This is a genomic window from Acetoanaerobium noterae (assembly GCF_900168025.1).
In the GTDB taxonomy this organism is placed as follows: Bacteria; Bacillota; Clostridia; order Peptostreptococcales; family Filifactoraceae; genus Acetoanaerobium; species Acetoanaerobium noterae.
Genome location: NZ_FUYN01000003.1, coordinates 219,276 through 232,686, shown reverse-complemented (window position 1 = coordinate 232,686; position 13,411 = coordinate 219,276). Strand labels below are relative to the sequence as shown.

The following is a 13,411-nucleotide window of genomic DNA, read 5'->3' as shown; positions in this document are numbered from 1 at the left end:
TTGAACGCTAATTTAAAAGGAGTTATCAGAAAGTAAATTTCTATATAACTCCTTTTAGCAATTTTGTGATAATATCAAAAAATACGTTTTATAATTATTTGTTGTTTTTTACTTGATTTCAAAAGTACAAGTAATTACAGCAGTAATTTCTTTGTCTATAGAGGAAGTATCATTAATACCATAATCAGAGATTTCATTTGAATATGGTGGGGTTATCTGAAATACTCCAACAGATGCACTCTTAAGTTGCCCTGCTGATTTTCCAGATGATTTTAGCATAGCATCTGCTCTAGCTTTAGCATCTAGAGTAGCCATCTCTATCATGTGAATTTTTTTATCGGCTAGCTTGGTGTAGAAATACTGTGGTGGATAGGATTCAAAGGTTATTCCTTGATTTATCAGCTCAGTAGAAATTCTAGATATTTCTGCAATTTTGTCCACATCATCAGAGCGGATTTCCACAGTTTGTGATAATCTGTAGCTTTCTATTGAGTTTGAATACATACCATTTTGCATGATAGCATTTATAGGCATGGTACTTACGCTTGAAAAGATTAAGTCCTTTTCAGAAAATCCTTTTGAAATAAGAAAGTCCTTAACTTGCTGGGCGGTAGATTCCAAATCCTGATACGCAGTTTGTAATTCTACATTGTTTGAACTAAATGATCCAGACCAAACAGCATAATCTGATTTAATCTCTTCCTTTGCTGAGCCTTTAAGTGAAATTTCATTTCCAGATGATCTGATGCTCTTTATTCCTTGTGTTAACACAAAAGCTGATGCAAATAAGGATATTCCTAAAATAATTGATACGATGATCCATGCAGAATTTTTTTGCTCCATAACATCGAACTTCCTTTCAAAATTAGTTTATTAGAAACAAGTACAATAATAGCCCAATTAATTCCTGAAGAGAATGAACTAAAAATTAAATATTTGATAGAGAAAATGAACTATAAAATATAATATCTAGATTAATTTATGATAAAATCATAATAACACGAAAGCCAAAGTTAAAATTTACAAAAAAAATAAGATTAATAGAGTGAAATAAAGCTATTATCTAAAGGGGTAAATAAAATTTATAAATTTTTAAAGATAAATAATGGCTAATCTGATAAAATCATCTGATAGGTGGTGCTCAATGAGAAAAATAGAAAACATCATAAAATTTAGTGTAGGATTAGTATGCATAGCTTCTATTGTAGCTATTGTGTCTAATTTTATTTTAGTGCCACAAATAAAAACCTACTATGAATCAAATAGATCCTTAGTAGATGAAATAAGCGTTCTTCACGCAGAAACTAGGCTTCCTATAGCAGTAATAGAAAATATAAAAACTCAAGTAGAAAAAGATGAATCTGCAAAAATGAATGATGCTCTAAAAAATGCATATGCAAAAAATAAGCTCATAATACAAGTGAATATAAAAAAGTTTAATAAGCTTTATGGGGAGCTGGGGGATAATCTTACCAAAATAGACAAGCAGACACTAGGAAGACATAGCAATAATTTGGCACCTATGAAAAGCACGGTTGATGAACTAACAGATAAGCTAAATGATATAAATTCTACGGTATCTGTGGCTTATATAGTTGATACTGATGTCGAAAAACTAGCTAAGCTTTTTGCAGAGCAAGATAAATCTATAAAAAATCTAATAGAATATCAAAAGAATATTGAGAATTTAATGGTTAAAGATATTACTTTAATTATAAATGCAGTCATAATTACCCTGATAGGAATACTGTTTTTATTAGGAGTAGTAATACTTCGTTTTATTCAATACGATTTTTCTTACATGATGAAAAGCCTAAAGGTAATATCAAGCCGTAAAAATTTAGAAGACTCACTTCCTAAAATAAAGCCATATTTTGATGAAGAAGTTCAAATGATGGATTATGTAGAAACAATAACTGCAGAAAAAAACTTCTCAGATGAAATAAGCACCTTACTAACAAAGTACTATATAGTAGATGATGTAGTAGATGCTTTATTTTATAAATTAAGAGAAAGACTTGAAATTGATAGAATAGGGGTTGCTTTTGTAGACTATGAGGGCGGAAAAATCATAGCCGAGCATGGGGTGATTAAGTCTGGTGAGATTAAGCTAGGACCAGGATTCGAAGTATCTATTGAATCTACAAGACTAAAGAAAATCATAGATTCTGGTGAGCCTATGATAATAGATGATTTGGAAGCTGAACATGAAGATAGACCATATAGTCCATCACTAGAACTCATCAGAAGAGAAGGTATGCTCTCCAATATGATAATCCCACTTATGGTGAGTGGTTCAGTTTTTGGAATGGTGTTCTTTAGCTCTAGAAAAAAGGCATTCTTTAACAGTGAAACCTTGAGAATAGGAAAAGGCATAATCAATGAAATTGAAACCTTGATGAATAGAGCATACTTTACAAAAGTAGTATTTTCTAAAATGACATCGAGCTTTGCAGAGCTAGTAGAAGGAAAAGACACATCTACAGGTGAACACATACAAAGGATGGTAAAATACTCAGTTATCTTGGCAAAAGGATTAAAAGCTCAAAATATACCAGGATATGATATTTCTGAGAAATATATTTTAGAAATAGAGCGTAATGCAGCTTCTCATGATATAGGAAAAGTATCTATTCCAGATGCAATACTTAAAAAACCAGGAGCGCTCACTCCAGAGGAATGGCAGGAGATGAGAACTCATGCAGCTGTAGGAGCTGATATATTTAGAGAAATAAGAGAAAGCTTGAAAATGTTTGATAAAGATTTTTTCAAAGTTGCTGAAGAAATTGCTAGATATCATCATGAAAAATGGGACGGCTCAGGATATCCAGAAGGGCTAAAAAGCCATGAAATACCTCTTTCAGCTAGAATAGTAGCAATAGCAGATGTATTTGATGCACTCACATCAAAAAGAGTTTATAAAGATGCCCATGGATTCAATGATGCAGTTGAAACTATTAAAAAAGGTGCAGGAAAACACTTTGATCCAAATTTAGTAGAGGTTTTTCTAAATGAATTAGGAGCTATAAGAAGAATATATGAACTCTAAAGCAATAAAATATGAAAGGTTATTGAACATTAAGAAATGTAGAAATGGCAAAATAAAAACAGGTTTAGCTTAAGATAAAATTAAGCAAACCTGTTTTTAAATTCTAATGTGGAGTTTGGTCTTTATTTGCATCTTTTCTAATTGATTTGCCTTTTCTTCTTTTAATAATTTTTAGTACAAGATATCCTATGATGGAAATCACAATTCCATATGGAAAGAAATATATAAGTGCTATGATAGCATCTTCAAAAAACCTTCTAGCGTAATAAGCTGATTCTTTAAGTGCATTCATAACTCTAGTGCCAAATGGAGTTTTGATATTATCTCCAGAGCTAAGCTTTGCAACTTCTTCTAGCTGAAAATTAACTGTGCTGTAATTTACGCTGTCATCCATATTCATAATATTTGCAGTTAGATTTTCTTTATCATAAATTATAGTGCTAAGCTGATTTTCAAGTGCTATAATATCCTCCATCTTCTCAGCTTTTTCTAGCAGAGCAAGAATTCTAGCTTCCTTTGTTTCTAGTACCTTAAGTCTAGACTGAGTATCTCTATACTGCTTAGTTATATCCATTTTTGAAGTGTTTTCAGAAATAATGTTTCCAATTTCAGTTAGTTCATTTTTAAAATTCGATAGATTTTCTCTAGGAATTCTTATGGTGTATTCAGAGTGTTTTAAGGCACTGCTGTAGACATAGTTGTTATAGGATATATTAGAGGTCTCTATATAGCCTTTGTGTTTTTCGATTAATGAATTAAGCTTTTCTACAGTAGGCATAAAATCCTTGGTCTGCATATAGATAGACACAGTGGTAATAATTTTATCAGGCTCTATACTTTTAGGGTCACTGATATAATCGATACCTTCCATTTCTGGTTGAGGAGCTACACTGCCTGAATCAGTAGCCATATCAGGAGCTGAGTTTTGAACCTCTTCGGTGGCAGATTCATTTTTGTTTGATGAGCATCCAGCAAAAATAAGATTAAAAACTAGAAATAAAACTAGAACAAAAGATAATTTTTTATTTCTCATTTAATACCACCCCTTAATCGCAACATATATGTATATTTAAAACTATACCCATATTTACAACATCACAACTACTTTGCTAATATATTAAATAATGTAAAAAAGGAGAAATATATGAAAAAATTAATTCTACTTTCTTTGATAGTTTTTATTTGTACTATTAATTTGATTGCTTGTAAGGCTGAAAATGGAAGCGAAAAACTAAATATGAACGATGAGGAATCACCAGAAAAGAAGACTCTTGAGATTGTAAAACAAATGGTTGATGAGCCCGTAGGTGATACATTTGATTTATATTTTGTAACATCGAGTTTACCAACAGTCGAAACTTTTGAAGAGTTTGAAAAAGGTGAACAAGAGATAAATAAGGTATTATTAAAACTAAATGACAAAGAAGGCAAGCATGCTTTTTCTCAAGAAGCTAAAGAACTTATAGAACAAATGACTTTATCTGCTGAGAATGTAATAAAATATAAAAAAATACATCTTGAATATTCAGAGCTTGGAAATACAGAGAAAACAGATGAAGTTCAACAAGCTTATTTTGATGAGATTACAAACATAGCAGACAAGATGAAAGAATATGAAAAACTGTATCATGCATATAAAAATAATGAATAGAAAAATTATAACCAGTGAATTTCATAAAAATTACTCTAATTTTTTGTTATTATAATGCTTTTCTAAATTTTCAAGGTAAATGTAACCTAATAAGGTGATGATTTGACCTATGCCAAAAACCAAACGTATAATTAAATTATCATAATAAAAAAAATAAGCACAAAGTGATATTAAACTATATATTAAAACAAAATAAGAGTATATAAGAATAAATTTTTCAAAACCTATATTAGTTATAATCCATTCTTTCATAATAGTAACTCCTTTTCAAAATTGAAATTAATAGAAACGTTGAGGTAACTAAAAATTATTGTATAAATATATTAGCATATATAATTTATCCTTTCAAAACCTATTAATTTAAAGTATACAAAAAGGGTATATATAAACTGAGCATACTAACGTGGCAGGGAGGAATCTATATGAAAATTGATATAACAGAAAAAGCTAAAGCATATATGAATCAAAAATCAATCAGCACAATAACTTTCGAAAAAAGAGTCTGTTCCCGTGGCTGAGCAGGGCCAATGGTAGAGGCTATAGTATCGCCTACACCTCCCCAGGCTGGAGAGGACTTTAATCAATATGAAGTAGAAGGAATCAAAGTATATATAGACAAAGGCTTTGAATTTACAAAAGAGCATGCAGAAGTTGATTTAAGAGGATTTTTATTTCTAAAAGAAATAATTCTTACAAATATTAAAATAGTTGAAAGCTAAATCAAGAGCTACTACCTAAGTCTTGTTTATGAGATAATAATCATGGATAAGACTTTTTTATTTATTTTTTCAAGGAGATTGATATGCATTTTACAAAAGTAAAAGGAATTCTTTCACCCAGAAATGGAATGAACCTATATAGAGGATGTACACATGGCTGCATATACTGTGACTCAAGAAGCACCTGCTACCAAATGAACCATAAATTCGAAGACATAGAAGTAAAAGAAAATGCAATTGAGCTATTAGAAGATGCCTTAAAAAGAAAACGAAAAAAATGTATGATTGGCATGGGTGCAATGACAGATCCTTACATACCAGAAGAAATCAATCTAAAACACACAAGAAAAGCTTTAGAAGTAGTTAGTAAATATGGATTTGGAATTACCCTTATAACCAAGTCGAATAGAGTACTCAGAGATTTGGATTTACTAAAAGAAATAAATCAAAAAACTAAATGCGTAGTTCAAATGACACTCACGACCTACGATGAAGAGCTATGCAAAAAAATAGAACCAAATGTATCAACTACAAAAGAACGATTTGAAGCCCTATTAACATTAAGAGATTCAGGAATCCCTACAGTAGTATGGCTTACACCACTCCTACCTCATATAAATGATACAGAAGAGAACCTATTAGGAATACTGAATTATTGCAAAGAAGCAAAAGTGTATGGAATTATTTGCTTTGGAATAGGAGTGACACTACGTGATGGAAATAGAGAATACTTCTATGCTCAGCTAGATAAAAAATTTCCAAACCTAAAAGAGCAGTATATTAAAGAATATGGAAATAGCTATATAATAAATAGCAAAAATAACGCAAAACTCATGAAAATATTCCATGAATTCTGCGAGAAAAATAAAATTGAGCATAAGCCAGATAAAATATTTGGCTATCTCAATGAGTTCGAGGACAAGACTGAATTTGAGCAGCTGAGCTTTTTTTAAGATAGACAAGGATCTAATAAATAATTTTTTCGAACAATTTTACAAAAATACTTAAATAATATATAATGTAAGTAAATTAGTAAAACGGGTGATGTACATGAACTACCAAAATAAACTTGAAAAACTATTAGAAAAACACAATGGAACTATATTGAGTGCTGATATTGATGAAAACAAGATACCACGAATTTATCTTCAAAAAATGGTTGCTGAAGGGAAACTTGAAAAGGCAGATAGAGGAGTTTATGTGTCTATTGATTCTATAGAAGATGAAATGTATTCTCTACAAACAAAGTATTCAAAAATTATTTACTCACATGAGACGGCACTATATATTCATGGATTAACTGATAGGACGCCATTTGAATATTCAGTGTCTTTTCCAAGTGGTTATAAAGTTGTTCCAAACGTGGCAGACAAATGCAAAATTTACTATATAAAAAACGATTTACATCAAATGGGGATTATTTCAGCTATTAGTTCATTTGGAAACTCAATTAGTGTATACAATATTGAAAGAACTATGTGTGATTTAATTAGAAGTAGAAATCGTATAGATATACAAATAATTAATGATTCATTTAAACGATTTGTAAAATTAAAAACTACTGATTACTCATTACTTATGGAATATGCAAAAATGTTAAAAGTAGAGAAAATACTAAAAAATTATTTGGAGGTGCTGATATGAGCAGTAAAGCAATGAGCTTGAAAGCAAAAATAAAAAATCTCTCTAAAGAGAAAGGCATATCGGCTCAAGTATTCCTACAAAATTATATGTTTGAGCGTTTTCTAGAAAGATTATCGAAATCTATATATAAGGATAAATTTATACTTAAAGGAGGAATTTTGATTGCAGCGATTGTAGGAATCGACAATAGGGCAACTATGGATATTGATGCTACCATAAAGAACTACCCAATAAATATAGAATCAATAACTAAAGCAATCTCTGAAATCTGCAATATTTATATTGATGATGATGTAACCTTTACATTCTCTAGAATAGAAGCTATTAGAGATGATGATGACTATGGTGGATATAGAGTAGGAATTATTTCAAAATATGACAGCATTATTACGCCTATTCATATCGATATTACATCAGGTGATGTAATTACACCAAAAGAAATACATTATCTATTCAAAATGATGTTTGATAATAAGAGTATTGAAGTATGGGCATACAATATTGAGACGATTTTAGCGGAAAAAGTAGAAACTATATTAAGAAGAGGTCAGTTAAATACACGCCCTAGAGATTTTTATGATGTATATATTTTAGCTAAAACTCAGCCGTATGATAGAGTGTTATTTTATGAAGCACTTAAAAGAACATCAGAGCACAGAGCATCAATACATATTCTTAGTAATATAAGTAGGCGAATTTATGAATTAAGTGAAAGTGAAACATTGAAAGAAAGATGGATTAAATATACTAAAAACTATAAGTATGCTGTTAATATATCTTATGAAAATATTATTGATGTGTTGAATAATTTATTTCAAACACGAGAAAATATATAAATTATCATTCTTTACAAATTTACTTAAATTAAGAGTGATATAAGTATATTTGTGAACAACATTAAGAATAAATTATATTATATAATTTGAGAATAATAATTGATATACACCTACAACCAAAGTCTTATTTATGAGATAATAATCATATAATAAGACTTTTTTATGCATTTTTAGTATAAACATACATAAATTTATAATCCAAATTCTAACCGTGTGCAATTCGACACCTTTATTATAGTTATTAATAATTTTTTCAAAAAATTGAGAAAGAGATAGGGGAGCTTACTATGGAACTTATATTTTTTTTGATTGTAGGATTTTTCTTAATTAAATACATAAAATTTAGTAAATCAGAATACAGTATAAGAAGTAGGAACAGCTTTGCAAAAACAATTTTTAATAAAGGCAACTATGGTGAGTATCTGAATTTTTCTTACTTGGAGAAATTACCAGGATATAAAAAAATAGTAACAAATATATATGTAAAAAAAGAAGATGGAAAAACTACTGAAATAGATTTGGTAATGCTTCATGAAACTGGAATCTATGTTTTTGAGTCTAAAAACTATAGTGGCTGGATATTTGGAGATGAGAAAAATAAATCATGGACTCAGACTTTAAAAGGTAATAATAAAAACTATTTTTTTAATCCTATATGGCAAAATAGTGCTCATATCAGAGCATTAGCAAATTTTTTACCAGAAGTTCCAAGAACTTCATTTAAGTCATATATCATTTTTAGTGAGAGATGCGAGCTTAAAAAAATAATTATAGAACCTGCTGATGTAAAAGTTATAAAAAGACAAAATTTAATTAGTACTATCAACAAAGATATTTCAAACTCAACACAGATATTAACCAGAGAAAAAATAGATGAGATATACTTTAGGAAACTATTACAACTATCAGCGGTCACAGATGAACTGAAACTTACTCATATTGAAAATATATCAAAAGCTTTTAATAAAAAATAAGATGGAAGCAGGAATATTTATGAAGCCATTTTTGGATATAATAAATCTAACCATCAAAGTTTATAATTATGAAATGAGCTATGAAGATTACTTGAGAAAAGTAAGAGAAGATGAATACTTTTATCCTATGGTTATCATGTTAGCTATTAACTTATTGGCAGCATTTATAATTTTTAGAATTCCATGGTATGGATGCATAATTCTAATAGTTGCTTTTATTTCTGCTATGTTTGTTCAAAAGACAGCGTATACATATAAACAGCAATTTTTTAGAGGATTGATATGGGCAGTGTCGAATTTTATATTATCAGCATTTTTCTTGGTTATATTAGTATATATGAGAATAATATGAGCAGAATAATTGAATATACACCTACAACCAAAGTCTTATATATGAGATAATATTCATGTATAAGTCTTTTTATACAAATGTATACAAAATAATAATATTTAAAAGGGGAAATTATGAATAACAATCAGGTTATGCACATAATACTAAAATATAATAATAATGTATATGCAGTGGATACTATTAACAAGCATAGATCAATAATCGAAACTAAAGGGAAGGTTGTATGGGGAATAATAAAACCTAGTGAAAATAGTCCAGGAGTTGCTAAGGATAAAGTAATTAAAATAAAAGATCAAATTTCAAACAATATTGAAACATGGGCATTTTTTGTAACAGGAGGTAAAGTTAGAGCTAAAGGGAAGATTGCTGATATTTTATCAAAAGAGGAAGTTTCAGATAAAATATATTTAGTTCCTGAATATTATCATAAAGATTTAGATAGATGTGTATCTGGAGTTCTTCTTGAAGATATAACATTAATAGATTCAGACATAATTAATAAATTTGAAAGATATGGGACAGAAGGAGGAAGCGTTGCGGTAGGTAATCAAACGAATCCGTTATATATTTCATTAATTGATGATAATCAATCTTTTTATAAAAATGAAAAATCAAAAGAACTTGTTTCAAACAAACAATGGGAAAATTTAAAACCTCATGAAATAAAAGAATACCTGAATGGTGTGAGCCAATATATAAATTCAGTGGGATTCATTTATGAATTTAACGATTTATGCAATTTTTATCTATCTTTAAAGACAAAACCATTTGTAATTTTAGCAGGAATTAGTGGTACTGGTAAATCAAGACTTACTAGGCTTTTTGCAGAAGCATTAGGTGCCAACACTACAAATGAAAGATTTCGTATGATTTCTGTTAAACCTGATTGGAATGATAGCGCTGATTTGTTTGGATATAAGAATATAACTGATAAATTCATAAAAGGAGTTCTTACTGAAGCTATAGAAGATGCTTTGAAAAATATAAATTTACCATATTTTATATGTTTAGATGAAATGAATCTAGCAAGAGTAGAATACTATTTTAGTGAATATTTGAGTTTGATAGAAAGTAGAAGAAGGCATGGGAATTTTATTGTAAGTGATTCTATAAATAATGGAGAAAATCCATCTAGAATAGAAAATAAAATTTATATTCCAGAAAATCTATATATTGTTGGAACGGTAAATATGGACGATACGACTTTTGGATTTAGCAGAAAAGTATTAGACAGAGCTAATACTTTAGAATTTAATGATGTTAATTTAAATAAACTTTTTTTAGAAAATGAGTATTTAGAAGATAAAGGAGATATAGTTATACATAATGATTTTATAAAATCGACTTATCTTTCTCCACAGGAAATAGAAGAAGAATATAGAGAATATTCAATAACAGTTAATAATAGGATTGCAGAAATTAATGAGATATTAAAAAAAGGTAAAAGACATTTTGGGTATAGAGTTAGAGAAGAAATACTATATTATATGGTTGAAAATAAGAAATTATCATTATTAGATGAAAATGTAGCCTTTGATTATCAATTATCTCAAAAAATTCTTCCATTAATTAATGGGAGTCAAGTTATAGTTAAGGATATATTAGTAGATTTATTTAATATTTGTATAGGTAATAAAGTTGTTGTATCGGAAGTGGACTACCTTGAGGATGCATTTAAAAATTTAGATAATGCTATATATAAAAAGAGTGCATCAAAAATAATTGAGATGTTAAGGGGTTATAAATATGACGGCTTTGCAACATTTTGGTTCTAATGAAACATTATTATTGATAGAAAATAGTATGTTTAAACTTTACTTTGTAGGTAAAACTAGAAATAGAAAATTTGATATTATAAATACTAACAATAATATCAAAGGGTATTTATTTATTGAATATCCATATGCTCAAATTGTAAAAACTATCAATGTATTGGGAGAACTTGAGGAAAATAGTTTCAATAGCATGAGACCCAGTTTTTTTGAGGATTCAAACTATCAAATTATACTTGAACCCAAAACAAATGATTCATTTAGAATCTACCATATAGATAAAGAAATAAGAGAGTCATTCATTGAAGTAGGAAATAATCTGTATGGAAATATAGTATTTAATGGAGAGATAGGTTATACGACTTTTAAAGTGTTGTCAAATGATAATGAATTAATGAAATTAACTATAGAGATTTTTCCTTCAAAATTAGATTATGTCAAAGATTATAAAGAAATTTTGAGTGAAGTAAATGAAGAAATTTCTTCATTAGTGTTCGATTTTTTAGGAAAAACGTTTCAAAGGGCTAATCTAGTTGATGTAAACAATCAAACAGGCGTAGAATTTACTGAGATTTTAATTCAGATTTATAACAATTTCAATAAAGCACTTGAATACATAGAAAATCATCCAAAACATGATATTGTAAGAAGTGAAAATATACATCAAGCTAATAAATCAAAAGTAATATCCAGAGCAACAGTAAATTATATAAGAAAGAAAAGTCATTTGTTGTATCCTCATGAAAAAGGAATTATTAATATTAATCACAATAAGTATTTACCTCTAAAGGTTATTGAAAAGAAAAGTGATATAACCTATGATATTTATGAAAATCAGTATGTAAAGCACATTATAAAAATGATTATTCATAGAATTAGAAGTGTTAAGCAGAATATTAGTTTAATTTATAAAATTGACAACTATTATTATGAAGCTTTAAATAAATTAGAAAACAACTTAAATAAGCATCTACAAGGCTTCTTTAGTAAAATATCAGATGTAAATGTAAAACAAAACATAACACTATCTTTTAAGATGACTCAAGGATATAGAGAAATATTTTTTAATTTTATGATGTTAAAAAAAGGGCTTGATATTACTGAAGGTTTATATAAAATAACACCCAAAAAAATCTGGAATCTTTATGAAATATGGTGTTACTTGAAAATACACAACATTTTGAATAGATTGGGTTTCAGCACAGTTCATAATGGAATTATAGAAACTACAGACAATGGAATATCATTATCATTGACAACAAATAAAACATCTAAAATTACATATTCAAATTCTACAGGTAAAAATATAGAATTATGGTACAACAGAACCTATTCTTATCTACCAACAACAAGTCAGAGACCAGACACTGTACTTTGCTTAAGAAACTTAGACAAAAATGATAGGATATATATATTTGATGCAAAGTATAGGTTAAAAATAGATTCAGAAAACATTGTGGGACCCATGGAAGAAGATATAAATGTGATGCATAGATATAGAGATGCAATAGTAAGTGAATTGGATGAAAAATTACAATTTAAATATAACACATTTGGTGCATATGTTATGTTTCCATATAGCGATGAAGTATCATTCAAAAAGCATAAATATTTTAAAAGTATTGAAAAAGTTAATATAGGAGCTTTTCCTATGTTGCCAGGGTCTACATCCTTGATTGAAAATCATATAAATAAGATTGTTAACGAGTCATATATAGAGTCAATAGCGAATCTTCCTACTTATGAAGAGGATGACGATAATCTTAAATTCAAACATTCAAATGTTATGGTCGTAAATGTACCGACAAAAGAACATCTTGCTTCATATTTAAAAAATCATTTTTTCCATATCCCGTTAGTTAAATTATCGAATGTAAGATTAGGTGTACAATACATCGCTTTTTATCAACCTAAAAATATTTTTAAAGAAGATGCTGGTATTTATTATTTTGCTAAAATAAGAGATGTTAGAAAATATAAAAGAAATGAATGCAAGGAACTGCCAGTAATTAAAGGGAATCCAGAAAAAGAATATTTAAGATTTGAGTTAGAAGATTTTGAAAAGGTTGGACCTATTCAGACAGTAGAATATGGAGTAGAACTAATAACGTATACCACAATGTATTTATTAAAGAATGCAGAGACACTTCATGAACTCCATTTTAAAAACAGACTAGAGATAGAACTTTATAAGATATTAAAAAGAATAAGTTTTAGTAAAAATATTAAACTTATAAGGAGATCAGACCATTTTTTAATCAATACTACAAAGATAGAAATTAAAAATAGAAAGTTTTTAGCTATAGATGAAACATTAGTTTCATGGAACAATTTGGAAGAAGAATTATTAAATAGAATTTTTAGATCTAATGATTATATTTGTAGATAATCGAGAATTAAAATTTTATAACTGA

13 protein-coding genes are annotated in these 13,411 nt (G+C 28.4%); 10 read left to right on the top strand and 3 right to left on the bottom strand.

What is annotated here, in order from left to right; translation table 11 throughout:
• Positions 1 to 108: 108 nt before the first annotated feature.
• Positions 109 to 843: an SIMPL domain-containing protein gene (locus tag B5X47_RS07315; protein ID WP_079589518.1), complete on the bottom strand. Its 735-nt coding sequence runs from the start codon at positions 841 to 843 to the stop codon at positions 109 to 111.
• Between the two features lie 301 nt (positions 844 to 1,144).
• Here B5X47_RS07315 and B5X47_RS07310 point away from each other — a divergent pair, with 301 nt between their 5' ends.
• Positions 1,145 to 3,049: an HD-GYP domain-containing protein gene (locus B5X47_RS07310; protein WP_159446430.1), complete on the top strand. Its 1,905-nt coding sequence runs from the start codon at positions 1,145 to 1,147 to the stop codon at positions 3,047 to 3,049.
• Positions 3,050 to 3,152: 103 nt separating this feature from the next.
• Here the strand turns inward: B5X47_RS07310 and B5X47_RS07305 are convergent, their stop codons facing one another.
• The gene (locus B5X47_RS07305) at positions 3,153 to 4,082 is read right to left on the bottom strand and encodes a DUF4349 domain-containing protein (protein ID WP_079589516.1); all 930 of its coding nucleotides are present in this window, start codon (positions 4,080 to 4,082) and stop codon (positions 3,153 to 3,155) included.
• Between the two features lie 111 nt (positions 4,083 to 4,193).
• Between B5X47_RS07305 and B5X47_RS07300 the strand changes: the two genes are divergently transcribed.
• Positions 4,194 to 4,700 carry a hypothetical protein gene (locus B5X47_RS07300; protein ID WP_079589515.1) on the top strand — a complete coding sequence of 169 codons (507 nt, stop codon included), beginning with the start codon at positions 4,194 to 4,196 and terminating at the stop codon, positions 4,698 to 4,700.
• A 30-nt stretch (positions 4,701 to 4,730) separates the two neighbouring features.
• On the opposite strand, the gene B5X47_RS07295 is transcribed toward B5X47_RS07300, so the two are convergent.
• On the bottom strand, positions 4,731 to 4,952 hold the full coding sequence (locus B5X47_RS07295) for a hypothetical protein (protein WP_079589514.1): 222 nt from the start codon (positions 4,950 to 4,952) through the stop codon (positions 4,731 to 4,733).
• 170 nt (positions 4,953 to 5,122) lie between these two features.
• On the opposite strand from B5X47_RS07295, the gene B5X47_RS14045 reads away from it, so the two are divergent.
• From B5X47_RS14045 to B5X47_RS07255, 8 genes are all read left to right on the top strand, one after another.
• Positions 5,123 to 5,419 (top strand): CC/Se motif family (seleno)protein, encoded by a 297-nt coding sequence (locus B5X47_RS14045; RefSeq protein WP_264175378.1) that lies wholly within the window; start codon positions 5,123 to 5,125, stop codon positions 5,417 to 5,419.
• An 83-nt stretch (positions 5,420 to 5,502) separates the two neighbouring features.
• A complete protein-coding gene (locus B5X47_RS07285) occupies positions 5,503 to 6,372 on the top strand; it encodes an SPL family radical SAM protein (RefSeq protein ID WP_079589512.1) in 870 nt (289 codons plus the stop codon).
• 97 nt (positions 6,373 to 6,469) lie between these two features.
• Positions 6,470 to 7,063 carry a type IV toxin-antitoxin system AbiEi family antitoxin domain-containing protein gene (locus B5X47_RS07280; RefSeq protein ID WP_159446429.1) on the top strand — a complete coding sequence of 198 codons (594 nt, stop codon included), beginning with the start codon at positions 6,470 to 6,472 and terminating at the stop codon, positions 7,061 to 7,063.
• A complete protein-coding gene (locus B5X47_RS07275) occupies positions 7,060 to 7,899 on the top strand; it encodes a nucleotidyl transferase AbiEii/AbiGii toxin family protein (protein WP_079589510.1) in 840 nt (279 codons plus the stop codon). The genes B5X47_RS07280 and B5X47_RS07275 overlap by 4 nt, the downstream gene beginning before the upstream one ends.
• A gap of 287 nt (positions 7,900 to 8,186) precedes the next feature.
• On the top strand, positions 8,187 to 8,873 hold the full coding sequence (locus tag B5X47_RS07270) for a nuclease-related domain-containing protein (RefSeq protein WP_079589509.1): 687 nt from the start codon (positions 8,187 to 8,189) through the stop codon (positions 8,871 to 8,873).
• A gap of 19 nt (positions 8,874 to 8,892) precedes the next feature.
• Complete coding sequence (locus B5X47_RS07265) at positions 8,893 to 9,225, top strand: hypothetical protein (RefSeq protein ID WP_143215785.1); 333 nt, start codon at positions 8,893 to 8,895, stop codon at positions 9,223 to 9,225.
• A 113-nt stretch (positions 9,226 to 9,338) separates the two neighbouring features.
• Positions 9,339 to 11,000, top strand: coding sequence for an McrB family protein (locus B5X47_RS07260; protein WP_200805096.1), 1,662 nt, complete (start codon positions 9,339 to 9,341; stop codon positions 10,998 to 11,000).
• A complete protein-coding gene (locus B5X47_RS07255) occupies positions 10,972 to 13,386 on the top strand; it encodes a DUF2357 domain-containing protein (protein ID WP_079589507.1) in 2,415 nt (804 codons plus the stop codon). Before B5X47_RS07260 ends, B5X47_RS07255 begins: the two co-directional genes overlap by 29 nt.
• Positions 13,387 to 13,411 lie beyond the last annotated feature (25 nt).